The sequence below is a fragment of the Streptomyces sp. NPDC005931 genome (assembly GCF_042871235.1).
GTDB lineage: Bacteria > Actinomycetota > Actinomycetes > Streptomycetales > Streptomycetaceae > Streptomyces.
The window spans coordinates 272,897-297,824 of sequence record NZ_JBIAIG010000002.1 but is presented as its reverse complement, the minus strand read 5'-3'; the positions used below and the strand labels follow the sequence as shown (position 1 = coordinate 297,824).

Here is a 24,928-nt window from a genome sequence, read left to right as displayed (position 1 = left end):
GAGCGTCGGCCCCCCGGGTTCCGCCCGGCCCTCCCCCAGGGGTGAACCCGTATGCGCACGAACCTCCTCGTCCACCTTCAGGAGGTGCAGCCGACCCCGCCCCTACAACCTGAGGGGGACTCCGCTTCGGGACCTGCGGCCGATCCGCGGGCCGGGGTGCGCTCCTAGCGTTGAGCCATGACCACACCCGTCTGCACCAGCGCTTCGAACGCCGCTGCCCCAGCGACGCAGACCCTCCCGTACCCGTCGTTCGCGTCGTACGTGAGGGCCCGCCGGCCGGTGCTCCTGCGTACCGCCCGGTCGCTGACCGGGAATCCGAGCGACGCGGAGGACCTGCTGCAGACCGCGCTCACCAAGACCTACGTCGCCTGGGAGCGCATCGAGGACCATCGGGCGCTGGATGGCTACGTGCGCCGGGCGCTGTTGAACACGCGGACGTCGCAGTGGCGCAAGCGCAGGGTCGACGAGTTCGCCTGCGACGAACTGCCCGAGCCGGATCCGGCGCCCGGCGGCGACGACCCGGCCGAGCAGCAGGCGCTGCGCGACGCGATGTGGCGGGCGATCATGCGGCTGCCCGCCCGGCAGCGGGCGATGGTCGTGCTGCGGTACTACGAGGATCTCAGCGAGGTCCAGACGGCGGAGCTTCTCGGAGTGTCGGTGGGCACCGTGAAATCCGCCGTATCGCGGGCGCTCGGCAAGCTGCGGGACGACGCTGAGCTGGGACTTGTTCGATGATGAGGCGTATCGTCGGGCTCTGACGGTTGATCGATCATCCGCTCCCCTAGTGACATACCACGCGGTATGTGCGCAGAATCAGCGCAACTCTTACCGCCGCGTAGGCAATGTCGCCCAGGAGGACGCCGTGCTGAGCACCATGCAGGACGTACCGCTGCTGATCTCGAGGATCCTGACCCATGGGTCGACGATCCACGGGACATCGCAGGTGACCACCTGGACCGGTGAGGGCGACCCGCACCGCCGTACCTACGCGGAGATCGGCGCCCGCGCGGCCCAGCTCGCCCACGCCCTGCGCGAGGACCTCGGCGTCGTCGGCGACGACCGGGTCGCGACCCTGATGTGGAACAACGCCGAGCATGTGGAGGCGTACTTCGCGATCCCCTCCATGGGCGCGGTCCTGCACACCCTGAACCTCCGCCTTCCGGCGGAGCAGCTCGCGTGGATCGTCAACCACGCCGCCGACCGGGTGGTCGTCGTCAATGGTTCGCTGATCCCGCTGCTGGCTCCCCTGCTGCCCCACCTGAAGACGGTGGAGCACGTGGTCGTCTCCGGGCCCGGTGACCGTTCCGCGCTGGCGGGCGCGTCCGCGCAGGTGCACGAGTACGAGGACCTGATCGCCGGGAAGCCCACCGCCTACGACTGGCCCGAGCTGGACGAGCGCTCCGCCGCGGCCATGTGCTACACCTCCGGCACGACCGGCGACCCCAAGGGCGTGGTGTACAGCCACCGCTCGATCTACCTGCACTCCATGCAGGTCAACATGGCCCAGTCGATGGGGCTGACCGACCAGGACACCTCGCTGGTCGTGGTCCCCCAGTTCCACGTCAACGCCTGGGGCCTGCCGCACGCCACCTTCATGACCGGCGTGAACATGCTGATGCCGGACCGCTTCCTCCAGCCGGCCCCGCTCGCCGAGATGATCGAGAGCGAGCGCCCGACCCACGCCGCCGCCGTCCCGACCATCTGGCAGGGCCTGCTCGCCGAGTTGACCGCGAAGCCCCGCGACGTCTCCACCCTCACCCAGGTCACCATCGGCGGCTCGGCCTGTCCGCCCTCGCTGATGGAGGCGTTCGACAACCTGGGCATGCGGGTCTGCCACGCCTGGGGCATGACGGAGACCTCCCCGCTCGGCACCATCGCCCGCCCGCCGGCCGACGCCGTGGGCACCGAGGCGGAGTTCGCCTACCGCCTCACCCAGGGCCGTTTCCCGGCGAGCGTCGAGGCGCGCCTCACCGGACCCGGTGGCGAGCGCCTCCCCTGGGACGGCGAGTCCGCGGGCGAGCTGGAGGTGCGCGGTCCCTGGATCGCCGGCGCCTACTACAACGGCTCCGGCGCCGAACCGCTGCGCCCCGCCGACAAGTTCAGCGAGGACGGCTGGCTCAAGACGGGCGACGTCGGGACCATCTCCCCCGACGGCTTCCTCACCCTGACCGACCGGGCCAAGGACGTCATCAAGTCCGGCGGCGAGTGGATCTCCTCCGTGGAGCTGGAGAACGCGCTGATGGCCCACCCGGACGTCGCCGAGGCCGCCGTCGTCGCCGTCCCGGACGACAAGTGGGGCGAGCGCCCGCTGGCCACGGTCGTCCTCAAGGAGGGTTCCACCGCCGACTTCGAGACCCTGCGCGCCTTCCTGGCCGACGAGGGCAAGATCGCCAAGTGGCAGCTCCCCGAGCGCTGGACGGTGATCGAGTCGGTGCCGAAGACCAGCGTCGGCAAGTTCGACAAGAAGGTGCTGCGCAGGCAGTACGCCGAGGGTGAGCTGGACGTCACCCGGTTCTGACGGTCGGCACCCGGCTCCGGTACCACCGGAGGTCTCGGACGCGCGCCGGGCAGTGGGGGGACTCGGTCCCGCTCACTGCCCGGCGCACCCGTTGTTACGCCCGGCCCCGGAAGTGCCCGACCTCGGTTGGTGCCGATCCGGGCCACCGGGCCTCGGCTGGTTTCGATCCGGGCCACCGGGCCTCGATTGGTGCCGATCCGGGCCACCGGGCCTCGGCCGGTTTCGATCCGGGCCACCGGGCCTCAGTTGGTGCCGATCCGGGCCAGCAGGTCGACGATCCGGCTCTGCACCTCGTCGCTGGTCGACCGCTCCGCGAGGAACAGCACGGTCTCTCCCGAGGCCAGCCGGGGCAGCTCGGCGGGATCGACGGCGGCGGTGTAGACGACGAGCGGGGTGCGGTTGAGCTGCCCGTTCGCCCGCAGCCAGTCCACGATCCCCGCCTGGTGCCGGTGCACCTGCATCAGGTCCATCACCACCAGGTTGGGCCGGAACTGCCCCGCCAGGGCCACCGCGTCGGCGTCACCGGCCGCCCGCGCCACCTGCATCCCGCGCCGCTCCAGCGTCGCGGTCAGCGCCAGCGCGATCTCGGCGTGCTCGTCGATCAGCAGCACCCGCGGCGGATGCTGCTCGCTGTCGCGCGGCGCCAGGGCCTTGAGCAGCACGGCGGGGTCGGCCCCGTACGCGGCGTCGCGCGAGGCCTGTCCCAGCCCGGCCGTGACGAGCACCGGCACCTCGGCCGCCACCGCCGCCTGCCGCAGCGACTGAAGCGCCGTGCGGGTGATCGGCCCGGTCAGCGGGTCCACGAACAGCGCGGCGGGGAAGGCCGCGATCTGCGCGTCGACCTCCTCGCGCGAGTGCACGATGACCGGCCGGTAGCCGCGGTCGCTGAGCGCCTGCTGCGTGGACACGTCCGGGGCGGGCCACACCAGCAGCCTGCGCGGGTTGTCCAGCGGCTCCGGGGGCAGTTCGTCGTCCATCGGCTGCGGACGCGGGGTGTCCGCCACCTCGACGGCTCCACCCGGCCCGTCGAGCGGCTCGGGCCCCTCGGCGGCGTCCGCGTCCGGCGCGCCTATCGCGTACGAGCGTCCGGTGCCCTCCGTCGCGGGTGCGAGCCGGGACTGCCCCGCGAGCGAGTGCTGCGGCTGGGCCTGGGCCGGCGGCTGCTGTGCCGGTGCCTGCGGCTGGGCCGGGGCGGTGTCCGCCGGCGGGTGCGGGTGCGCGGCCTGCTCCGGGCCCGGGGCCGGGTCGGGCCGCGTACCGAGCTTGCGCCGGCGGCCGGATCCGCCCGGCTGGTGCGGCGGAGGCGTGGCCGACGGCATGGGCTGCTGCACCTGGGCGGCCTGCCGGGTGAACGGCACGCCCTGCCCCAGCGTCCGCACGCTGATCGCACGGCCCTGCGTCGAGTTGGGGTCCACCGGTGCCGCTGCCTCGGCCGGCAACGGCTGTGCCGCCCGCTGCCCCGGCACCGCCGCGCCCTCGGGGGGCAGCGGGGCGCCCGCGGGGTGGGCGTGCCGCGGTCGGCTCACCGGGGGTACGGGAGTGCCGGCGCCGGATGTGTCCCCGGCGGCGGGCCACGACTGCGGTGCCGGGGTCCCCTCGGGCGGGGTGGCCTGTCCCGGCGACGCCTCGGCGGGGAGCGGCTGCGCGACGGCCGGCTGCTCCGCGGCCCCGCCCTGCGGCGGCAACGGCCGCCCGACGGCGGCTCCGTCCTGGAACTGCGCGTGGGTGCCCTGGGGTTGCGGCTGCGTGCCGGGGGCCGGTGTCTGTGCCTGCGGCGCCGGCCCGGGGAAGGCCACCGGCATGCCCTGCCCCACGGTGTCGTGCCCGGGAACGGTTACCGGCACCCCTTGCCCCATGGTGCCCCGGCCCGGCACCGGGCCGGCGGGGGTGTGGTGCTGCGGAGCGGCGGCTCCCTGTGCCGGGGCGGGGGCGGCTTGCGGTGGTACGGGGGTGCCCTGTGGTGGGACGGGGGCGGCTTGTGGAGGTGCGGGGGTGCCCTGCGGTGGGACGGGAGCGCCCTGGGGAGATACGGGAGCAACCTGCTGGGAAGCGGCGGCCGCACCCTGCGGGGGCACGGCGACGCCCTGCGGAGGAACGGCGGCCGCGTGCGGCGAGGCGGGTGCGCCCTGGGGAGGAACGGCGGTGCCCTGCGCGGGAATCGGGGTGCCCTGCGCGGGCACCGCAACGCCCTGCGCGGGCACCGCAACGCCCTGCGGGGGCACGGCGACGCCCTGCGGAGGAACGGCGGCCTCCGGCGGCGGCACCGGTGCGCCCTGTGCCGGGACGGGTGCCCCGTGGGGCGCCACGCCGGCCCCCGGCTGCGGCACCGGGCCTGCCTGCGCCTGAGCCCCGTCGGTCGCTCCCTGGCCGGACACGCCCGTCTGCGGGGCGGGCTCCGGCGTTACCTGGGCGCCCTGCGGGACCCCGCCCTGAACAGGCACCGCCTGCATGGCCGTCGGCGGCACGGCCACGCCGGGAACGGCCTGGGCGGGGGGAAGACCCTGCGCCGGAACCGGCTGACTCGGGGTCCCTTGAGCCACGGTGCCCTGGCCCACCGTCCCCTGGACGGGCGTCACCTGCTGTGGGGCTCCCTGCACCGGAATCCCCGGTGCCTGAACGGCCCGCGCCTGCGGCCCCTGTGCCTGCGACCCCTGCGTCTGTGCCGTTGCCGGTTGTCCCTGCGCGGTCGCCCCGACGGCACCCTCCGTCGGCTGGGCGACCACCCGTCGGCGGCGGCCCGTGGGCGCGCTGGTGGGATGCGGCTGCGGTGGCGTGTGGTCGGCGGACTGGTCGTGCGGAACGGCGTCGTGGCGGCCGTCGATCAGGGCATCACCGGTCGCGGCGGCCCCCTGGACCGGCACGGCCCCCTGGACCGGCACGGCCCCCTGCCCGGGCACCGCAGGCCCTCCGGGCACCCCCGGCGCACCCGAACCGACGCCGTGCGCCTGACCCGTCTGACCCGCCTGAACTTCCTGCACGCCCTGAACGGCCTGCACGCCCTGAACGGCCTGCGCGGCCTGTGGCGCAGGGGCACCCGGCGGGATCTGCCCGACCGCCTCGGCCTGCCCGGTCCCGCCCGCCTGCTCCTGGTCCGCCTCGGCCGGCGGCAGCGCGAACACCGTGCGGGGCGCGGCCTCCTGCGCCGCCGCCCGCTCGGTCGCGGCGGCCAGCGCCCGCCGACGCCGCCCCGTGGGCTGCGCCGGTCCCCGCCCCTGCTCCTGGCCCGGCGCGTCCGCCTGCCCCTGGGCAAGAACCGGGAGCTGCCCCGCGACCTGGACCTGCCCCTGGGGTGATCCGGCCGGCGCCGGAAGCGCCGGAGGCAACGCGTGCTGCTCACCCGCCCCGTGCCGGGGGCGCTGCCCCGACGGAACGGGCACTCCCTGCGGCGGTACGGTCCCGCCCAGCCCCGTGTTGGAGGCGGCGGCACCCGCCGCGTGCTCGGCGGCCGTCACGACCGCGCCCTCGGAGACCCCGGCACCGGCGGGCACCACCGCGCCGCCGGCCTCCGTCTCCTCGGCCGGCCGTCCGCGCCGACGGCGCCCCGTCCCGCCGGACGCGACCACGCCCTCGTCGGGCGCCTGGGCCGGAAGCTGCGCGGGCTCCTGCGCCGCAGCCCGCCGCCTGCGCCGGCCGGTGGGCGTCGCACCGTCCGCACCGGACTCCTCGTTCGCCCCGGCCCCCGGCACCTCGCTCTCCAGGAACGCGTCCACCGACGCCCGCCGCGCCCGGCGCCGCCCCCCACCGGAAGCCTGCCCAGCGGGAGCCTGTCCACCGGGTACCTGTCCGCCGGCCGTCTGCCCGCCGGAGGCCGCATCGGCACCCACCGCGGCAGCGGCAGCGCCGGAGGTCTCCCCGCCCGGCACCGCGACCGCCGTCCCGACCGGCGCTCCGGTCGCCGGGACGACCCCCGCCCCGCCGCCGATCGGCACCTCGAGGACGAACGCGCTCCCGCTCATCCCCGGCACCTCGTGCGTCTGGAGCACACCGCCGTGGGCCCGCACGATTCCGCGCACGATGGGCTCGTGCACCGGGTCGCCGCCGCTGTACGGCCCGCGCACCTCGATGCGTACGACCTCGCCGCGCTGCGCCGCCGCGACCACCACGGTGTTGTCCAGGTAGCCGCCCGCCGAGACGGGCGTGTTTCCGGTGGCGTCCACGCCCGCGACGTCGGCGACGAGGTGCGCCAGCGCGGTCGCGAGCAGCCGCGGATCGACCTCGGCCTCGATGGGCGGCGCGTGCACCGCGAACTGCACCCGCCCCGGCCCGATGAGCTCCACGGCACCGTCGACACCCGCGGCGACGACGGCGTCGAGCATCACCTTCGTACGGGCGATCTCCTCCGCGCCGACGTCGAGCCGCTGGTAGCCGAGCACGTTGTCGATGAGCGTGGTGATGCGCGAATAGCCGGCCGACAGGTGGTGGAGCACCTGATTGGCCTCGGGCCACAGCTGCCCGGCGTCGTCGGCGGCGAGGGCGGCCAGTTCGCGGCGCAGCTCCTCCAGCGGGCCCCGCAGCGACTGTCCGAGCAGGGTGAGAAGCTGCTCGTACCGGGCGGCCAGGGCCTCGTAGCGGTCCTTCTCCCGCTCGCCGAGCGCGGCGTAGCGCTCCTCGTTCGCGGCGAGTTCCTCGGCGTGCCGCTCGCTCAGCTTCTCCAGCTCGGTGACGTGGCCCTGCCGTAGGGCGGTGAGCTCGGAGGCGTGTTCCTCGGCGAGGCGGTCCAACTCCTCGGCGTGCCGCTGCTCGGCCTGCTCCTTCTCCTTGACGAGCGCGTCGTGGGGCCGCCGGTCGGTGAAGGTCATGACGGCGCCGACGAGCTGGTCGCCGTCCCGCACCGGCGAGGTCGTCAGGTCGACCGGGATCTTGTCGCCGCTCTTGGCGTACAGCACCTGCCCGCGCACCCGGTGCTTGCGCCCGGAGCGCAGGGTGTCGGCGAGCGGGGATTCGTCGTACGGGAAGGGGGAGCCGTCGGCGCGGGAGTGCAGCACCAGGGTGTGCAGTTCGCGTCCGCCGAGGTCGCCGGCGCGGTAGCCGAGGATCTGGGCGGCGGCCGGGTTGACCAGGACGATCCGCCCGTCGGTGTCTGTGCCGACGACGCCCTCGGCGGCGGCCCGCAGGATCATCTCGGTCTGCCGCTGCGAACGGGCCAGCTCGGCCTCGGTGTCCACGGTGCCGGACAGGTCACGGACGACGAGCATCAGCAGTTCGTCGCCGGTGTAGCCGTAACCGTCGTACGCCTGCTGGCCGTTCTCCAGATTCGCACTGGTGACCTCGACCGGGAACTCGGTTCCGTCGGTCCGCCGCGCGATCATCCGGGTCGGCTTGGTGCGGGCCCGCGGGTCGATGTGGTCGGGCCGCCGCATGGAGCCGGGGATGAGCTTGGAGTCGAACTGCGGCAGCAGATCCAGGAGCCCCCGGCCCACCAGGGCCGTGCCCGGGGTCTCGAAGGCCTCCAGGGCGATGGTGTTGGCGTTGACGACCGTCCCGTTGGCGTTGACCAGCACCAGGGCGTCGGGAAGCGCGTCCAGTATGGCTGCGAGGCGAGCAGCGCCTCGGGATGGCCTGCTGCTCACGAGACGCTTCCTCCCTGTTACGCGACGTGCCGACCGCTCGGGCCATCTTGCCAACCGGCCCGCAGCGTGTCACGCGAGGGAGTCTAAGGGCTGGGGTTGCGCTCGCGACGCCGGATGAGAGGGACGTCGCACGAGGAGGTGACGGCGGTGTGACGCCCGGATCGCCCACCACCCGCGACGGCCTGCGCCGACGCCTCCGGCAGCCTTCGCGGGACCTTCACGCCCACCGCACCCCGGGACCGCCCGGCCCCGTCGTCCGGGCCGGACCGGGCAATCGGGCGGTCCCTTCGGGCCGGTGATTCCCGTCAGCCGGGAGGTCCCTTCGGGCCGGTGGTTCCCGGCGGCCGGGCGGTCCGTCGGCGGGGTGGTTCCCCGGCTCCGTTCGGAGCGGTCAGCCGGTCGGGCCCGGTGCCGCCGGGCGCAGATCGGGCAGCAGCGGTACGAGCCCGTCCCAGCGGGCGATTTCGCACCCGTCCACGCGGCTGTACGTGGCGTCGACGGGACGCCCGGCCCAGGTGCCGGTGACGCGGGCGGTGGCGGGGCCGCCGTACTGCATGCTGCACACGCGGTCGTCCGGCGCCGGGGCGAAGGCGTCCCGTCCCCAGCGTGTGTTCCGCTCGACGGCGGCGCAGGCGCCGCGCGGGTCGGGATGGCTCCCGCCGCCGGGCCGGCAGTACACCTCGTACGTACCGTCCGTCCCGCCGCCCGCGTCGCGCACGGTGACGGTGAGGTGGTGGCGGTCGTGCCGGGGCGTCGGAGGGCCGGCCGCCGCCGGCGCCGCGGACAGCGAGGCGACACCGGTGAGCGAGGCGGTGAAGGCCACGGCGACGACGGCGAACCGCCGCAGCGCGGCCCGGACGGTGAGCGGGGCGGCGTGCCCGGCCCTGTGCCGGGGTGCGGGCTGCGGGGCGGGCCGGGCGGCGCCCCGGCGGCGGATGCGACGGATCGAGTGCGACATGCCCTGAACAACGCGCCACCGCCCACGACGTTGCGCGGCGAACCGGTGACGACGTGCCCGCGGAAGGGCTTTGCCCTGTGGCCTCCCGGCCTAGTACCGTGGGGGGCGATTGGTGACACCCCGCACGACTGTGTCATCATCGGCACGCACCACCCACCCGCGCTCGCGCGCGAAGGTTGTGCGGGGAGGCGTCGCCTAGTCCGGTCTATGGCGCCGCACTGCTAATGCGGTTTGGGCCTTAAAGCCCATCGAGGGTTCAAATCCCTCCGCCTCCGCCCCGAACACGAAGCCCCGGTCCACCCGACCGGGGCTTCGTCGTAGCTCGGCCCGGCTGCCCGGCCCTCACCCCTTCATTGGGTGTTTCCGCAGGTCACAAAGGGTGCGGCAAACGGATTTCACATGGCGGCGGCAGTCATGTAATGTTCTTCCTGTCGCCGCGAGCGGGCCGGAAGGGCCGGGAGCGGCGAAAAAACAGAACAAGCACTCGTAGCTTAACGGATAGAGCATCTGACTACGGATCAGAAGGTTGCAGGTTCGAATCCTGCCGAGTGCGCACAGACCAGAGGCCCCGGAGAGATCCGGGGCCTCTGGTGTTTCGGTGTGGACGGGGGCGCGGTGCTGTGCGGATCGTTGTCGCTCGGACGGGGGACGTGGAGCGGCTGATCACCTCTCGGCTGGAGGCGGCCGGGTGGCTCGCTCGGCTCGGGAGCGACCAGTGGCGGCCGCCCTGCCCCGCGCGGAGGCTCGCGGCGGCCGTCGTGGTCCTGGGCCGTGCTGCGGGACGGCATGAGGAGCTGCCAGGCCAGTGCCCCGCACGCCACGACACTGACGAGCAGGGAACCGAAGGCAGCGACCAGGGACCGGCGCTCCAACGTCGTCACGGCCGGAAACCCTACGGAAGTCGCGCGCCCGGTGATGCTGATTCGGTCGGTTCCGGTCGGGATCCGCATGGTGGCGGACCGCGTGGGACAGATGGCGGCTCAGGGCCGTGGCGGCCGCGGTCAGGAAGACGAGGGTGTAGAGGATCTGGAGGACGGTCACCAGGCGGGCCGCCTGGCCGTGCGGGGTGATGTCGCCGTAGCCGATGGTGGCGAGGGTGACCATCGTGAAGTAGAGGGCGTCCAGCCGGGTGCGGATGCCGTCGAGTTCCCCCGGGCGCTGCGCCAGGGCCTGGTAGGCGCTCGCGAAGACCAGCACGGACAGGCACATCAGCAGCGGGATGACCAGACCCGGGCGGGTGTCGCGGCGGCCCAGCAGCACGCACAGGACCTGCCGGAGCAGCAGACCGGCCACCAGTGCCAGGGCCAGGCCCAGGAGGATCCAGCTCAGGACCGGCCGGCGCGGGCCGAGCCGGTCCAGGGGGAGCAGGAAGTAGGCGGTGACCATGGCGGCCATGCCGGCCGCTGGACCAGCCAGGGCCAGACGGTGTGCCATGTGGGGGAGGGCGCCGCGCGGTTGCCTGCCATGGCCCGGGCGGAGGGGCCGTACTAGGCCGGGGACTCGCGGCGCGGTGCGCACAGGGCCCAGATGATGAAGCCGTCGATGACGATGAGCACGATCGACCAGACCGGCGCGTACGGCAGCCACACGAAGTTGGCGATCATGCTCAGCCCGGCCAGGGCGACCCCTGTCGCGCGGGCCCAGGTCGCCCCCCGCATCAGGGCGATTCCCGCGGCCGCCACCAGGGCGCCGAGGATGAGATGGACCCAGCCCCAGCCGGTCAGGCTGAACTCGTAGCTGAAGTTCTGGGTGACGACGAAGACGTCGTCCTCGGCGATGGCGGCGATGCCCTGGAAAACGGCCATGATGCCGCCGAAGGTCATCAGGACGGCCGCGGCCACCGTCCAGCCCGTCGCCCAGGTGCTCTCCGCCTCCCATCCGGCCCGATGCTGGTGTGTCCTGCCGACGTTGCTCGCCATGTGCCCGACCCTTCGGTTGTCCTTCGACTGTCCCCGAGCGGTGCGGCTCACCGTCCAGGTTGGCATCAGGCGCGCTGGTCGGCACCTCGGTGGATCGGGCGGGCTGCGCGGGCCGGTGTGGGGCAGGGCGGGCCGGTGTGCGGGCGGGGCCGCAAGGCCGAACCGCCGCAGGGCGGCGTTGTCAGTGGTGGCGCCTAGTCTCGACAGAGATGGCACAGGCATGGCGGTGCTCGGGGCTGCGCTGGTCGGCGGACGGACCCGAGCTGGTGTGGGACGGCGGTCGGCGCAGCGCGCTGACCTGGGGGAAGCAGGTGGCCTTCGGGGTCGTGGAAGGGGGTGTGCGGACCTGTGTGGGGGCGCGGGGGCATGCGTGTCCGCGCGGTGCGGTCGTGCCGGGGCGGAGCACGGGGGCGCGCTGCGAGGAGTGCGCGCGGCTGGACCGGGCGCACTCCGTGGCCGCCGACAAGATCGCGGACGATCCGCGGCTTTACCGCGTCTATCTCGCGTGGTTCGGAGCCGGGATGACCAAGGTCGGCATCACCGCCGTGGAGCGGGGTCCGGCGCGGCTGCTGGAGCAGGGGGCGGTGTGCTTCAGCTGGCTGGGGACCGGTCCGCTGATGGCGGCCCGGCGCACCGAGGAACTGCTGCGTGCGGCGCTCGGCGTACCGGACCGGATTGCCTACGCCGACAAGCGGGCCGTGCGTGCGGCCCTCCCGGCCGGTGCGGCGGAGCGGGCGGGGGAGATCGCCCGGCTGCACGCGGGCGCGGTCGCGCTCGGCGGCTGGCCGGAGTCGCTGGTCCGTGAGCCGTTCCGGGCGGTGGACCACGTCGAGACGTTCGGGCTGGCCGGGGTACCGGCCGCGGTCGGCCAGGTGGGCGAGCTGGTCGCGGGGGGTTCGGTGAGCGGGGAGCTGGTGGCCGCCGCCGGGCCGGATCTGCATCTGGCGACGGGGCGCGGCGTCGTGGTCCTGGACACCCGGTTGCTGGCCGGGTGGGGCCTGGTGCCGGCTGGGGACCGGGAGTTCGACGTGCCGGTCAGGGCGCTGCGCGAGCGTGCGGGGGTGCAGGACGGGCTCTTCTGACCCGGTCGCGGCGGGTGTCGGCGCCCTGCTGCCGGAGGCGGGTGTCGGCGCCCTGCTGCCGGAGGCGGCTGTCGGCGCGGCCGCGGCTGGTCGCGGCTGGTCGCGGGGTGAGGTGGTCGTGCTTCCGGTCGCGCGGGTGAGGATGGCTGCTCCGGGTTGCGGGGGGTGACGTGTCCCTGCTTCGGGGCGCGGGGGTGAGGTGTCCCTGCTTCGGGGCGCGGGGGTGAGGTGGCCTGCTCCCCGCCGGGGAGTGACGTCCGCTGCTTCTGCCGAGAGGCGCCAATGCCCCGTACCCGGTCCCGATGCGTCGGTGCCCCGCCCCGGTTTCCCGCCCTGTCGGTTGCCCGCCCTGTCCCGGTGCCGCTGGGCCACGGGGTGGACCCGGAGCGTGGGCAGAGGTGATCGTGTCGGGATGAGCGCTCACCTCGACAGCCGTGCCGAAGCCCTGGACGTACGGCGCTTCTGGGAACGACTCGGGCTGCCCGGGCTCGTCGACGTGCACACCCACTTCATGCCCGAGCGGGTACTGCGCAAGGTGTGGGCGTACTTCGACGCGCTCGGGCCGCTGACCGGCGGGGTCGAGTGGCCGATCACCTACCGGGCGGAGGAGGAGCAACGGACCGCGCTGCTGAGGGAGTTCGGCGTGCGCGCCTTCACGGCGATGCTCTACCCGCACAAGCCGGGCATGGCGCGGTGGCTGAACGGCTGGGCGGCCGGCTTCGCCCGCCGCACACCCGACTGCCTGCACACGTCGACGCTGTTCCCCGAGCCGGGCGTCGAGGACTGCGTCCGGGAGGCCGTCGAGGCCGGGGCGCGGGTCTTCAAGGCGCACGTGCAGGTGGGCGGTTACGACCCGGGCGACCCGCTGCTCGACGGTGCCTGGGGGCTGCTCGCCGAGGCGGGCGTCCCCGTGGTGATCCACTGCGGCTCCGGGCCCGCACCCGGCAAGCACACCGGGCCCGGTCCGATCGCCCGGGTGCTGGCGCGGCATCCCCGGCTGCGGCTGGTCGTGGCCCACCTCGGCATGCCCGAGTACGAGGACTTCCTGGACCTCGCCGAGCGGTACGGGGAGGTACGTCTGGACACCACGATGGCCTTCACCGACTTCGGTGAGCGTTTCGCGCCGTTCCCCGTACCGGCCCGGCCCCGGCTCGCCGCCCTCGGCGACCGGATCCTGCTCGGCTCGGACTTTCCCAACATCCCGTACCCGTACCTCCACCAGCTCCACGCGTTGGAGCGGCTGGGGCTCGGGGAGGCGTGGCTGAGGGCGGTGTGCCACGACAACGCCGTCCGGCTCTTCGGGCTGGAGGAGTGATTCCGCCTCCCCGAGGACCCCCTGGACGCTGGAACCTTCTGGGCATGGGCCCCCGGCGGGGAACCCCCTGGCTGTTTCTCAGGGAAAACACAGACTGCCGCAAGACCGCTCTCAGGGCGCCCCGCCATCGTGTCCGGTATGACCACGACCTCGCCCCAGGGGCGCACCGAACTGCTGAGGCCGGACGGGAGCCCCGTCCGGGTGCTGGTGGTGGACGACGAGCAGTCGATCACCGAGCTGCTGTCCATGGCCCTGCGCTACGAGGGCTGGCAGGTCCGCGGCGCGGGGGACGGGCAGGGTGCCCTGCGGACCGCGCGCGAGTTCCGGCCCGACGCCGTGGTGCTGGACATGATGCTGCCGGACCTGGACGGGCTGTCCGTGCTCGGGCGGCTGCGCCGCGACCTGCCCGACGTGCCCGTGCTCTTCCTGACCGCCAAGGACGCCGTCGAGGACCGCATCGCCGGCCTGACCGCGGGCGGCGACGACTACGTCACCAAGCCGTTCAGCCTGGAGGAGGTCGTCGCGCGGCTCCGCGGGCTGATCCGGCGTTCCGGTGCGGCCGACCGCTGGTCCGAGTCGCGGCTGGTCGTCGGTGACCTGACCCTCGACGAGGACAGCCACGAGGTCACCCGGGCCGGGGACGGCATCCACCTGACCGCGACCGAGTTCGAGCTGCTGCGCTTCCTGATGCGCAACCCCCGGCGCGTGCTCAGCAAGGCGCAGATCCTCGACCGTGTCTGGAGCTACGACTTCGGTGGGCAGGCGAACGTCGTCGAGCTGTACATCTCCTATCTGCGCCGCAAGATCGACGCCGGCCGGGAGCCGATGATCCACACCCGGCGCGGTGCCGGCTACCTGATCAGGCCGGCCGGCTCGTGAGCGGGCGGCGGCGACCGCGTCCCCGGTGGCGGGCCGGCCGGCCGCGCACCCTGCGGACGCGGCTCGTCGTCGCGTCGCTGGTGCTCATCGCGGTGGTGTGCACGGTGATCGGCACGGTCACCACGCTGGCCCTGCGCTCCCATCTGTACGACCAGCTGGACAGGCGGGTGGACGAGGTGGCGATGCGGGCGGCGGGCCCGCCGACCGACGGCCTGCCGTTGCCCGAGCGCATGACCGGTGAGGATCCGCTCGCCTTCGTCACCAAGGGCCCGCAGGGCATCGGCACGCTCGGCGCCACCGTCGAGGCCGGACGGGTGACCGACGGGATCGTCAGCGAGGGCAGGGTGGACGACGGGGTCAAGAACCCGGAGGCCGCGGCGCTCACCGTCGCCCAGCTGGTGGCGCTCGGCACCGTCCCGCGCGACGGCCGGGCGCACAGCGCGCACCTCCCGGGGCTGGGCGAGTACCGGGTGCAGTACCGGACCGGCCGGAACGGCTCGTTCTACGTCGCCCTGCCGACCGCGGAGACCGACGCCACCGTCAGCACCCTCGTCCTGGTCGAGGTCAGCGTCACCGGCGCGGGGCTCGTCGCGGCGGGCATCGCCGGGTACGTGCTGGTCGGCCTCGCCACCCGGCCGCTGCGCCGGGTCGCCGTCACCGCCACCCGCGTGTCCGAACTGCCGTTGCACAGCGGCGAGGTGAACCTCGAGGAACGCGTCCCGGAGTCCGAGTGCGACCCGCACACCGAGGTCGGCCGGGTCGGCGCCGCGCTGAATCGGATGCTGGACCACATCCACGGCGCGCTGCACGCCCGCCAGCAGAGCGAGACCCGGGTACGGCAGTTCGTCGCGGACGCGAGCCACGAACTGCGGACCCCGCTCGCCTCCATCCGCGGCTACGCCGAACTCACCCGGCGCGGACGGCAGCAGGTCGACCCCGACATCCGGCACGCGCTGCGGCGGATCGAGTCCGAGGCCGACCGGATGACCCTGCTGGTGGAGGACCTGCTGCTGCTCGCCCGCCTGGACGCGGGCCGGCCGCTCCGGTTCGAGGAGACCGATCTCGTCCCGCTCGTCGTGGACACCGTCGGCGACGCCCGCGCGGCCGGACCGGACCACCGCTGGCGGCTGGAGCTGCCCGACGAACCCGCCCCGGTGCTCGCCGACGCCGCCCGCCTCCAGCAGGTACTGGTCAACCTGCTCGCCAACGCCCGCACCCACACCCCGCCGGGCACCACCGTCACCGCCCGGGTGCGCCGGGACGGCGGCCGGTTCCGCGTGGACGTGGTGGACGACGGGCCGGGGATCCCGCCCGGGCTGCTGCCGCACGTCTTCGAACGGTTCGCGCGCGGCGACTCGGCGCGTACCCGCGCGACCGGTTCCACGGGTCTGGGGCTGGCCATCGTGCAGGCCGTCGCGACCGCGCACGGCGGGGGCGTGACCGTCGACAGCGTGCCCGGCAGGACCGTGTTCACGCTCCGTCTGCCCGCCACCGCGCCCCCGTCGACGGACCCGGCGGCCCGGCCGGAGCACTCACAGGCAGGGCACAGCCGCACCACACGGGCGCGACAGGACGCCTGAGGAGAGTCGGTTCCATGCGAACCGATTCCTCTCCCGGCACCCTGCCGGTGCGGGAGCACCTCCCGGCCGCCGGAGCCGGCACCCCGGTCCTGGACGTCGTGATCCCCGTCCACAACGAGGAGAAGGACCTCCGGCCGTGCGTCCGCAGACTGCACGAGCACCTCACCCGCACCTTCCCGTACGCGTTCCGCATCACGATCGCCGACAACGCCTCCACGGACACCACCGCGCACGTGGCGGGCCGGCTCCAGGCCGAGATCGCGCAGGTCAGGACCGTCCGGCTGGAGCAGAAAGGGCGCGGGCGGGCGCTGCGGACGGTCTGGTCGGCCTCGGACGCCCCCGTCCTCGCCTACATGGACGTGGACCTGTCCACCGACCTCAACGCCCTGCTGCCGCTGGTGGCGCCGCTGATCTCCGGTCACTCGGACCTCGCCACGGGCTCGCGGCTCAGCCGCGGCTCGCGGGTGGTGCGGGGCGCCAAGCGGGAGTTCGTCAGCCGCTCGTACAACCTGATCCTGCGCGGCTCGCTCCGGGCCCGCTTCTCCGACGCGCAGTGCGGCTTCAAGGCGATCCGCCGTGACGTGGCCCGGGTACTGCTGCCGCTGGTGGAGGACACCGGCTGGTTCTTCGACACCGAGCTGCTGGTGCTCGCCGAGCGCGCGGGGCTGCGGATCCACGAGGTGCCGGTCGACTGGGTCGACGACCCCGACTCCACCGTGCGCATCGTGCGGACGGCGGCCGACGACCTCAAGGGTGTGTGGCGGATCGGCCGGGCGCTGGCCACCGGTTCGCTGCCGCTGGACCGGCTCGCCCGGCCCTTCGGCGACGACCCCCGCGACCGCCGGATCGCGGATGTGCCGCACGGGCTGGCCCGCCGACTGGTCGGCTTCTGCGCCGTCGGCGTCCTGTCCACCCTGCTCTACCTGCTGCTCTACAGCGGCTTCCGGGTCCTCACCGGCTCGCAGGCCGCCAACGGGCTGGCGCTGCTGGTCTCCGCGATCGCCAACACGGCCGCCAACCGGCGGCTGACCTTCGGCGTGCGGGGGCGCCGAGGTGTCGTACGGCACCAGGCGCAGGGACTGGTCGTCCTCGCCCTCGGCCTCGCCCTGACCAGCGGTTCCCTCGCCGCGCTCGACGCCGCGACCACCGAACCGGAGCACTCCACCGAGCTGGCGGTGCTCGTCGCGGCGAACCTCGCGGCGACGGTCCTGCGGTTCCTGCTCTTCCGCGCGTGGGTGTTCCCGGAGCACGGCGCCCCCGGCGCGCAACTGTCGGCGCCCGCCTTCAGGGCCGGTGACCAGTCCGCGCCCGGCGCCGTACACCCGCTCCACGACCCGGTCGGCACCCGGGGGGACTGCGGACCACCCCGCGCCCACGGCACCGGCCGCCCCTGGGAGGACGCCGCGCTGCGGCTGCCGCCGGTGCGCCGGCCCCTCCCCACCCGAACGCCCGGCCCGTCCGACCACGACCCGAGGGACCCCCGATGACCACGCAGCACGACCGGCCGAGTCCCCCGGCGGACGCCGGCGCTCCGGGACAGCTCCCCGAGGACGCCGGCACCCGGGGGCGGCTCCCGGCCGACGCCGCCACCTGGGGGCCACCCCCGGCGGTGTCCCGGCGCGCCGCTCCCGCACCCGGCCCCGCCCCCGGCGAACCCGGACAGCCCCTCGCCCGCAGACTGTGGCGCGGCCGTCCCGAGGACCCCCGCTGGGCCCGCCCGGCCCTCCTCGCCCTGCTGCTGGTGACCGGCCTGCTCTACCTCTGCAACCTCAGCGCCTCCGGCTACGCGAACTCCTTCTACTCGGCGGCGGTCCAGGCCGGCAGCCAGTCCTGGAAGGCGTTCTTCTTCGGCTCGCTGGACGCGGCCAACGCCATCACCGTCGACAAGCCCCCGGCCTCGCTGTGGCCCATGGCGCTCTCGGTGAGGCTGTTCGGCCTGAACTCCTGGGCGATCCTCGTGCCCGAGGTGCTCATGGGCGTCGGCACCGTCGCCGTCGTGTACGCGGCCGTACGCCGCCGCTTCGGGGCGGCGGCCGGGCTGCTCGCGGGCGTGGTGCTCGCGCTCACGCCCGTCGCCGCGCTGATGTTCCGGTTCAACAACCCGGACGCGCTGCTGGCGCTGCTGATGTCCCTCGCCTGCCATCTCGTGGTGCGGGCGGTGGCGGACGGCCGCACGAAGTGGCTGGTGTGGGCCGGGGTCGTACTCGGCTTCGCCTTCCTCACCAAGACCCTCCAGGCGTTCCTGATCCTGCCGGTCCTCGCGGTGGTCTACGGGGTGTGCGCCCCGGTGCGGCCGGTCAGGCGGCTGGGACAACTGGCACTGGCGACCCTCGCGCTGGTCGTCTCCGGCGGCTGGTGGGTGGCGGTCGTCGAGCTGTGGCCGGAGTCGTCCCGCCCGTACATCGGCGGCTCACAGCACAACAGCTTCCTGGAGCTGACCTTCGGCTACAACGGCCTGGGCCGGCTCAACGGCGAGGAGACCGGCAGCGTCGGCGGTGGGGGCGGCGGGGGCGGCGGGGGTGGCCGGTGGGGCGAGACCGGCTGGGACCGCATGTTCACCTCCGAGATCGGCGGGCAGATCTCCTGGCTGCTGCCCGCCGCGCTGATCCTGTTCGTCGCGGGCCTGGTCCTCACCCGCCGGGCCAGCCGCACCGACCCGGACCGCGCCGCCTTCCTGGTGTGGGGCGGCTCGTTGCTGGTGACAGCGGTGGTCTTCAGCTGCATGGCCGGAATCTTCCACCAGTACTACACGGTGGCCCTCGCCCCCTACCTGGCCGTGGTCATCGGCATGGGGACGGTGGGCCTGTGGCGGCGACGGCAGGCGGTCCCGGCCGCGCTCGCCCTCGCGGCCGCCGCCACGGCCACCGCGGCCTGGGGGTACGTCCTGCTCAACCGCACGCCCGACTACCTGCCCGGGCTGAAGTGGCTGGTCCTGGCCGGTGGCCTGGTCGCCGCGCTCGGGCTGGTCCTCGCGGGCCGGATCGGGCGCCGCGCGGGCCTCGCGGTGGTGGGACTGGGCCTGGCGTCCGCGCTGGCGGGTCCGACCGCGTACACCCTCAGCACGCTCCAAAAGGGCCACACCGGCTCCATCGTCACCGCGGGCCCGGCCGGCGCGAGCACGACGGGCGGCGGCGGTCCGGGCGGCGGCTTCCCGGGCGACGGCCGCAACCAGCAGGGCCGGAACCAACAGGGCCGGAACCAGCAGGGCCCGACCCCGCCCGACGCGGGCGGCGACGGCGCCGGAGGCTTCCCCGGCGGCCCGGCGGGCCAGGACGGCGCAACCAGTCAGGACGGCGCAACCGGTCAGGGCGGCCGTGCCGCCCCGAGCCGGCAGGACGGCACCGGCGGCAGTGCCGGGGCGGGCCTGCCCGGTGGCGGCCGGGCCGGTGGCCCGGGCGGTCTTCTCGGTGGTGCCGCTGTCGACGCCGAGGCGCGGGAACTGCTGGAGACCGGAGCCGGTGACCACACCTGGGCGGCGGCCGCCATCGGCGCCCAGAACGCCGCGAGCTATCAACTGGCCACCGGCGAGCCCGTGATGGCGATCGGCGGCTTCAACGGCACCGACCCGTCCCCGACTCTGGACCAGTTCCGGCAGTACGTGGCGGAGGGGAGGATCCACTACTTCGTCGCCGGTGGCGGCACGGGTGGCGGGGGCGGCAACTCCGGTTCCGCCGCACAGATCTCGGCCTGGGTGCGGGAGAACTTCGAGCGGGTGACGGCCGGTTCGGCCACGTTCTACGACCTCACACGGAAGGCGGCCGGCTGACGGGGCGAGCCCGACGCCCCGGCGGGGAGGGCGGTGGCGGGATGCCCTCGGTGGCGGATTGCCACCACCCTCCTCGCAGCCGCGTTGTACGCCGAGGGAGTTACTCTACGGTGTATAGCATGACCGTGTCCTCCCGGGAGCCGGCCCCCGGTGCCCCCGCCCCCGCCCCCGATCCGGCGCGCCTCCGGGGCCACCCGCAACGCTGGCTGATCCTCGGCGTGATCTGCCTCGCGCAGCTCACCGTGCTGCTCGACAACACCGTCCTGAACGTGGCGATCCCCTCGCTCACCCGTGAACTGGACGCGTCCACCTCGGACATCCAGTGGATGATCAACGCGTACTCACTGGTGCAGTCGGGCCTGCTGCTCAGCGCCGGCAGCGCCGCCGACCGCTATGGCCGCAAGAAGATGCTGATCACGGGCCTGGCGCTGTTCGGTGCCGGTTCGGTGGTGGCCGGATTCGCCGGCACCTCGGGCCAGTTGGTCGCGGCGCGGGCCGGCATGGGTGTCGGCGGCGCGTTGCTGCTCACCACGACGCTCGCCGTGGCGATGCAGATCTTCACGCCCGAGGAGCAGCCCAGGGCGATCGGCGTCTGGAGCGCGGTCAACGCGCTCGGCTTCGCCACCGGCCCGCTGGTCGGCGGCTTCGTGTTGGACCACTTCCGGTGGGGCGCGATCTCCTGATCAACCTGCCGGTCGCGGCGCTGGGCCTCCTCGCCGTCGTGGCGCTGGTCCCCGAGTCGAAGGACCCGCGCGGCGACCGCCCCGACCTGCTCGGCGCCCTGCTGTCCACGATCGGCATGGCGGCCCTGGTCTACGCGATCATTTCCGGCCCCGGGCACGGCTGGACCTCACGCCGGGTGCTCGCCACGGCGGCCACCGCGGCCGTCGCCCTCGCGGTGTTCGCGTACTGGGAGAGCCGGGTCCCGCATCCCATGCTGGACCTGCACTTCTTCACCGACCGCCGGTTCACCGGCGCGGTGGCCGGTGCCGTGCTGATCACCTTCGGCATGGGCGGCGCGCTGTTCCTGCTCACCCAGCACCTCCAGTTCGTCCTGGGCTACGGCCCCCTGGAGGCCGGTCTGCGCACGGCGCCGCTCGCGCTGACCGTCGTCGTCCTCAACTTCACCGGCGTCTCGGCGAAGTGGACGGCGCGGCTCGGGGCGCCGGTCTCCATCGCGCTGGGCATGACGCTGATGTCCTGCGGCCTGGTGTCCGTCGCCACCCTGACCGGGCACGGCTACGTCGGGACCCTGCTCGGCCTGGTCCTGATCGGTGTGGGATGCGCGGTCGCCAACCCGGCCATGGCGCACGCGATCATGAGCGCCATCCCCCGGGAGAAGGCGGGCGTCGGCGCCGGAATCAACGGCACGCTCGCCGAGTTCGGCAACGGGCTGGGCGTCGCCGTCCTGGGGGCGGTGCTCAACGCGCGGTTCGCCGCGCTGATCCCGGTGGCGGCGAGCTCCCTCCCGGCGGCGCTGACCGCGGCGGACTCGGACGGCGAGCGGAGCCGGATCACCGACGCGTTCTCCTCGGGGCTGGAGACCAGCCAGCTGGTGGGCGCGCTCGCCGTGCTGCTCGGCGGACTGGTGGCGGCGGCGTTGCTGCACCGCGCGGACCGGGCAGACTCCACGGTGAAGGGCTGAGGGCCGGACCGGCACCCGGGACAGGGCGGCCTAGCATGACCGGCGTCGGCAAGTCGAGGAAGGTGCGCCATGGTGAGGGCAGCCCAGCGGTCCGAGCGCGGGGCGCGGCCCAGCGTCTGGCTGGAGGACAAGGCGTCCCGGAGCGGGCGCGGGGGCGGACAGCCCTCGGGACTCGACCGGGACCGGATCACCGGGGTCACCGTCCGTCTGCTGGACGCGGAGGGCTTGGCCAAGTTCTCGATGCGCCGCCTGGCGGCCGAGCTGAACGTGACGGCGATGTCCGTCTACTGGTACGTCGACACCAAGGACGACCTGCTCGAACTCGCCCTGGACCGTGCCTTCGGAGAGCTGCGGCTGCCCGACCCGGCCACCGACGAGGACTGGCGCGACCAGTTGCGCACGCTGGCCCGGGAGTACCGGGCGCTGCTGGTGCGGCACCCCTGGCTGTCGCCGCTGGCCGGGAGTTTCCTCAACATCGGACCGAACTGGCTGTCCTTCTCACGGGTGGTCCAGCGGGTCATCCGCAAGACGGGCCTGCCCGAGCACGGGCTCACCGGGGCCATCTCCGCGGTCTTCCAGTTCGTGTACGGCTACGGCACGATCGAGGGCCACTTCTTCGCGCGGGTCGCCGAGACCGGTCTGACCCCCGACGAGTACCACCGTCAGGCGGTGAGCGCGGTGACCCGCGCCCCGGACGCCGCCGAGGTCATCGAGGAGTCGACGAGGATCATGGAGGCCCGGGGCGGCGACACGGTCGAGGAGATGCTGGAACGGGACTTCGCCTTCGCCCTGGACCTGCTGGTCGCGGGCATCGAGGCGATGGTCGCCCGCAGCCGGGACTAGACGGCGGCGGCACCGGCACCGGCGGACCGGCCGCACACGGGAGCCGGCCGCACCCGGGGGCCGGCGGCACCGGCGGACCGGCCGCACCGACCGTGCCGCCGAACGCTCGCGCGTCCGAAAACGTCGGCGTCTACTCCCCCTCCACCAGCCGCGCCGGGAACCCGCCCGTCGCCACCGGACCCCAGCGCTGCGGGGCGATCCGGATGAGGGACTTGCCCTGCTTGAGCATCGCCGCCCGGTACTCGTCCCAGTCGGGATGTTCCCCGGCGATGTTGCGGTAGTACTCGACCAGCGGCTCGACGGACTCCGGCGCGTCCACGACCTCGGCGGTGCCGTCGATCTGCACCCAGGGCCCGTTCCAGTCGTCGCTCAGGACGATCAGGCAGACCCGCGGATCCCGCTTCGCGTTGCGGGCCTTGGCGCGCTCGGGGTAGGTGGACACCACGATCCGGCCGGCGTCGTCGACGCCACAGGTCAGCGGTGACCCCTGGGGGCCGCCGTCGGCCCGCCGGGTCAGCAGGATCGCGCGGTGCCGGGGCCGTACGAAGTCCAGCAGCTCTTCCCGGGACACACGGGTGTTCGTCGCGACGTTGGGTGCCATGCCCGTCAGCCTAGGCCGCCATGGCCTCCGCGAGGTTGTCGTACACGGGGACGTCCCGGCGCAGTCCGGTCAGTTCCATCACACGGCTCGCGACACCGTCCGGCCGGGCCACCACGTGTACCCGGGTGCCGGGGGCCAGCAGGTGACGTACGTCATTGATGAGGCGGACGCCCTGGGAGTCCATGAAGTCGGTCGCGCTGAGATCGAGGACCAGGACACGTGGTGGGCCGTGCCCGGTGCGGGCCACGGACATGATCAGTGTGTGGAGCGAGGTCGCGTTGCAGAAATCGATCTCCGGGGGGAGCGGGAGCAGGATGCGGTCGGCCGCGTCACGGGGCTCCGGGGGATGCGGGCGGAAGGTCACAGCACTCACCTGGCAGACGTTCGTCCGGATTCCGGTAAGGCCACTTCCTGACCCGTCGGACCATTGCACCATGCCGGGGGGTCCGGGGGAAAGCGGTCGCCCGGCCGGTGATCCGCCGGGACCGGAACGCCCGGGTCCGCGGGCGGACGCCCGGCGGCCCCTCCTGCGCGCGTCACCTCGCGGCAACCGAGCAGCTAAAGTGCTGTGCGTCCTGTGCTCGCAGTCGGGAATGTGCTGCGGAGCTCTCCTGCGCACGGCCGTATCGCCGTGCATGCCGAAGAGGTTCGTGGTGGCTGCGTCCCGGTTTTCTGATTTGCCCCGTTTTCCAGCCGGCTTGCATCTGGCGGAGGCGCTCACGGCGGCGGCCCGCCAGTTGCACGAGACACCCACCCCGCACAGCACCCTGCACACCGCGGTCCGCCTCGCGGTCGACCTGATGCCCGGCGCCGAGCACGCGGGCATCTCGCAGATCGAGCGCGGCAACCGGCGCCGCACCCTCGCCTGGACCGACGAGGTGGTGCGCTCCGCCGAGGACCTGCCCGCCGCACGCGAACAGCAGCCGTACTGGGAGCGGCTGTGGACCACTCCGGTGGCCGCCGTCGCGGACAGCCGGGCCGAGGAGGCCGGGGACCTGCTGTCCGAGCTGGGCCTCAGGTCCGCCCTGTCACTGCGGCTGCGCGCCGACCGGCGCCGGCTCACCGTCCTCACCGCCTACGCCCGCAAACCGCACGCCTTCGACGAGGAGGCCGCGTGGATCGGTCGGCTGCTGACCACGCACGTCGGCCTCGCCCTGGACGCGGCGACCGTGCGCGAGCAGCTCACCGAGGCCATGCGCACCCGCGATCTGATCGGCCAGGCCACCGGCATCCTCATGGAGCGCATGAACATCGACGCGTCCGGCGCCTTCGACAGCCTGGTGCGGGCCTCGCAGCGGGAGAACGTCAAACTGCGCGACCTGGCCCGCCGCATCGTGGACACCCACACCCAGCCGTGACGGCCGGTTCCGCGTCCCCGGGGAGTCAATGAGCGCCGACGGGATATCCGTACGGTCATGACTTCCGAGACACCCGACACGCTGGACCAGGCGATGGTGCGCAGCAAGGGTCTCGACACGCTGCTGCGCGACCTGACCGACCGGGCGGTGCGGGAGGTGCCGGGTGCCGCCGCATGCAGCATCACGGTCCGCCGCGCCGACCGGCTGCTGACCCTCGCGGGCAGCAGCGGCCTGCCGAGCGGACTCGACCAGCGGCAGTACGAGAACGGCTCGGGGCCCTGTGTGGCGGCCGCCGAGAGCGGCACCGAGCAATACGCCCCCGACCTCGCCGCGGAGACCCGCTGGCCCGCGTACACGCGCTACGCGCTGTCCACCGGGGTGCGCAGTGTGCTGGCGATCCCGATGAACGTCGACGGGGAGTCGACCGGCGCCGCGCTCAACCTCTACGCCGAGCGGCCCGGAGAGCTGGCCGCCGGCCGGGAGACGGCCCGCGCCTTCGTGGCCCGGGCGGCGGACACGATCAACACCGCGCTGCACGTCGAGCGCCGCAAGCAGTCGGCCGCCGACGTGCGCACCGCGCTGCTCTCGCGCAGCGTCATCGACCAGGCGATCGGCATCCTCATGGCTCGCGAGCGCATCGACGCGGCCCGGGCACTGGAACGGCTGCGGCGCGTCTCACAGGACCGGAACGTCAAGCTCCGGGACCTGTGCGGCCTGCTCGTGGCCCGCACGGCCGACGGGTCCTCGACCGGCCGGACCTGACACCGGGGGCCCGGCGCATCCCGCTACCGGGTGCCCGCAGACCGGACCGCGGCGGGGGCCGCGCCCCGCCTCCGGAGTGCGCCCGTCCACCGCGGGCCGGGGCAGGGCTGCTCGTCGGAGTGCGCCCGTCCA

Annotated in this window: 17 protein-coding genes, 2 tRNA genes and 1 pseudogene; 14 read left to right on the top strand and 6 right to left on the bottom strand. The window is 74.1% G+C overall.

All coding sequences use genetic code 11. The annotated features are described in order from the left end of the window. Window positions 1–177 precede the first annotated feature (177 nt). Together ACFYOV_RS05310 and ACFYOV_RS05305 are read left to right on the top strand one after the other, a co-directional pair. Complete coding sequence (locus ACFYOV_RS05310; RefSeq protein WP_389083036.1) at window positions 178–735, top strand: SigE family RNA polymerase sigma factor; 558 nt, start codon at window positions 178–180, stop codon at window positions 733–735. Between the two features lie 139 nt (window positions 736–874). Further along, a complete protein-coding gene (locus ACFYOV_RS05305; protein WP_389084066.1) occupies window positions 875–2,518 on the top strand; it encodes a long-chain fatty acid--CoA ligase in 1,644 nt (547 codons plus the stop codon). A gap of 242 nt (window positions 2,519–2,760) precedes the next feature. Here ACFYOV_RS05305 and ACFYOV_RS05300 read toward each other — a convergent pair whose 3' ends face one another. After that, window positions 2,761–8,088: a PAS domain-containing protein gene (locus tag ACFYOV_RS05300; RefSeq protein WP_389083034.1), complete on the bottom strand. Its 5,328-nt coding sequence runs from the start codon at window positions 8,086–8,088 to the stop codon at window positions 2,761–2,763. A 391-nt stretch (window positions 8,089–8,479) separates the two neighbouring features. Beyond that, on the bottom strand, window positions 8,480–9,046 hold the full coding sequence (locus ACFYOV_RS05295; protein WP_389083032.1) for an SSI family serine proteinase inhibitor: 567 nt from the start codon (window positions 9,044–9,046) through the stop codon (window positions 8,480–8,482). Between the two features lie 184 nt (window positions 9,047–9,230). On the opposite strand from ACFYOV_RS05295, the gene ACFYOV_RS05290 reads away from it, so the two are divergent. Together ACFYOV_RS05290 and ACFYOV_RS05285 are read left to right on the top strand one after the other, a co-directional pair. Beyond that, a tRNA-Ser gene (locus tag ACFYOV_RS05290) sits at window positions 9,231–9,321 on the top strand. Window positions 9,322–9,526: 205 nt separating this feature from the next. Next, window positions 9,527–9,599, top strand: a tRNA-Arg gene (locus ACFYOV_RS05285). A gap of 110 nt (window positions 9,600–9,709) precedes the next feature. Here the strand turns inward: ACFYOV_RS05285 and ACFYOV_RS05280 are convergent. Then, window positions 9,710–10,480 (bottom strand): potassium channel family protein, encoded by a 771-nt coding sequence (locus ACFYOV_RS05280; RefSeq protein ID WP_389083029.1) that lies wholly within the window; start codon window positions 10,478–10,480, stop codon window positions 9,710–9,712. A gap of 53 nt (window positions 10,481–10,533) precedes the next feature. After that, entirely contained in the window at window positions 10,534–10,965 is a 432-nt protein-coding gene (locus tag ACFYOV_RS05275; protein WP_389083027.1) for a hypothetical protein, read from the bottom strand. 209 nt (window positions 10,966–11,174) lie between these two features. Between ACFYOV_RS05275 and ACFYOV_RS05270 the strand changes: the two genes are divergently transcribed. The 8 genes and pseudogenes from ACFYOV_RS05270 (at window position 11,175) to ACFYOV_RS05235 (ending at window position 22,075) form a co-directional block, all read left to right on the top strand. After that, the gene (locus tag ACFYOV_RS05270; protein WP_389083024.1) at window positions 11,175–12,047 is read left to right on the top strand and encodes a DUF2797 domain-containing protein; all 873 of its coding nucleotides are present in this window, start codon (window positions 11,175–11,177) and stop codon (window positions 12,045–12,047) included. A gap of 412 nt (window positions 12,048–12,459) precedes the next feature. Further along, window positions 12,460–13,362, top strand: a complete 903-nt coding sequence (locus ACFYOV_RS05265; RefSeq protein WP_389083022.1) for an amidohydrolase family protein — start codon at window positions 12,460–12,462, stop codon at window positions 13,360–13,362. 138 nt (window positions 13,363–13,500) lie between these two features. Continuing rightward, entirely contained in the window at window positions 13,501–14,241 is a 741-nt protein-coding gene (locus ACFYOV_RS05260; RefSeq protein ID WP_389083019.1) for a response regulator transcription factor, read from the top strand. Next, complete coding sequence (locus ACFYOV_RS05255; RefSeq protein WP_389083016.1) at window positions 14,238–15,821, top strand: ATP-binding protein; 1,584 nt, start codon at window positions 14,238–14,240, stop codon at window positions 15,819–15,821. Before ACFYOV_RS05260 ends, ACFYOV_RS05255 begins: the two co-directional genes overlap by 4 nt. Window positions 15,822–15,835: 14 nt before the next feature. Then, a complete protein-coding gene (locus tag ACFYOV_RS05250; RefSeq protein WP_389083014.1) occupies window positions 15,836–17,308 on the top strand; it encodes a dolichyl-phosphate beta-glucosyltransferase in 1,473 nt (490 codons plus the stop codon). Further along, window positions 17,305–19,587, top strand: coding sequence for an ArnT family glycosyltransferase (locus tag ACFYOV_RS05245; RefSeq protein WP_389083011.1), 2,283 nt, complete (start codon window positions 17,305–17,307; stop codon window positions 19,585–19,587). The genes ACFYOV_RS05250 and ACFYOV_RS05245 overlap by 4 nt, the downstream gene beginning before the upstream one ends. Window positions 19,588–19,706: 119 nt before the next feature. After that, window positions 19,707–21,232, top strand: a pseudogene (locus ACFYOV_RS05240) (MFS transporter). A 69-nt stretch (window positions 21,233–21,301) separates the two neighbouring features. Then, entirely contained in the window at window positions 21,302–22,075 is a 774-nt protein-coding gene (locus tag ACFYOV_RS05235; RefSeq protein ID WP_389083009.1) for a TetR/AcrR family transcriptional regulator, read from the top strand. 130 nt (window positions 22,076–22,205) lie between these two features. Here ACFYOV_RS05235 and ACFYOV_RS05230 read toward each other — a convergent pair whose 3' ends face one another. Together ACFYOV_RS05230 and ACFYOV_RS05225 are read right to left on the bottom strand one after the other, a co-directional pair. Further along, window positions 22,206–22,676 (bottom strand): PPOX class F420-dependent oxidoreductase, encoded by a 471-nt coding sequence (locus tag ACFYOV_RS05230; protein WP_389083006.1) that lies wholly within the window; start codon window positions 22,674–22,676, stop codon window positions 22,206–22,208. Window positions 22,677–22,686: 10 nt separating this feature from the next. Next, window positions 22,687–23,040, bottom strand: coding sequence for an STAS domain-containing protein (locus tag ACFYOV_RS05225; protein WP_389084063.1), 354 nt, complete (start codon window positions 23,038–23,040; stop codon window positions 22,687–22,689). Window positions 23,041–23,311: 271 nt separating this feature from the next. Here ACFYOV_RS05225 and ACFYOV_RS05220 point away from each other — a divergent pair, with 271 nt between their 5' ends. After that, complete coding sequence (locus ACFYOV_RS05220) at window positions 23,312–24,034, top strand: ANTAR domain-containing protein (protein ID WP_389083004.1); 723 nt, start codon at window positions 23,312–23,314, stop codon at window positions 24,032–24,034. A gap of 57 nt (window positions 24,035–24,091) precedes the next feature. Continuing rightward, window positions 24,092–24,796 carry a GAF and ANTAR domain-containing protein gene (locus ACFYOV_RS05215; protein ID WP_389083001.1) on the top strand — a complete coding sequence of 235 codons (705 nt, stop codon included), beginning with the start codon at window positions 24,092–24,094 and terminating at the stop codon, window positions 24,794–24,796. Window positions 24,797–24,928 lie beyond the last annotated feature (132 nt).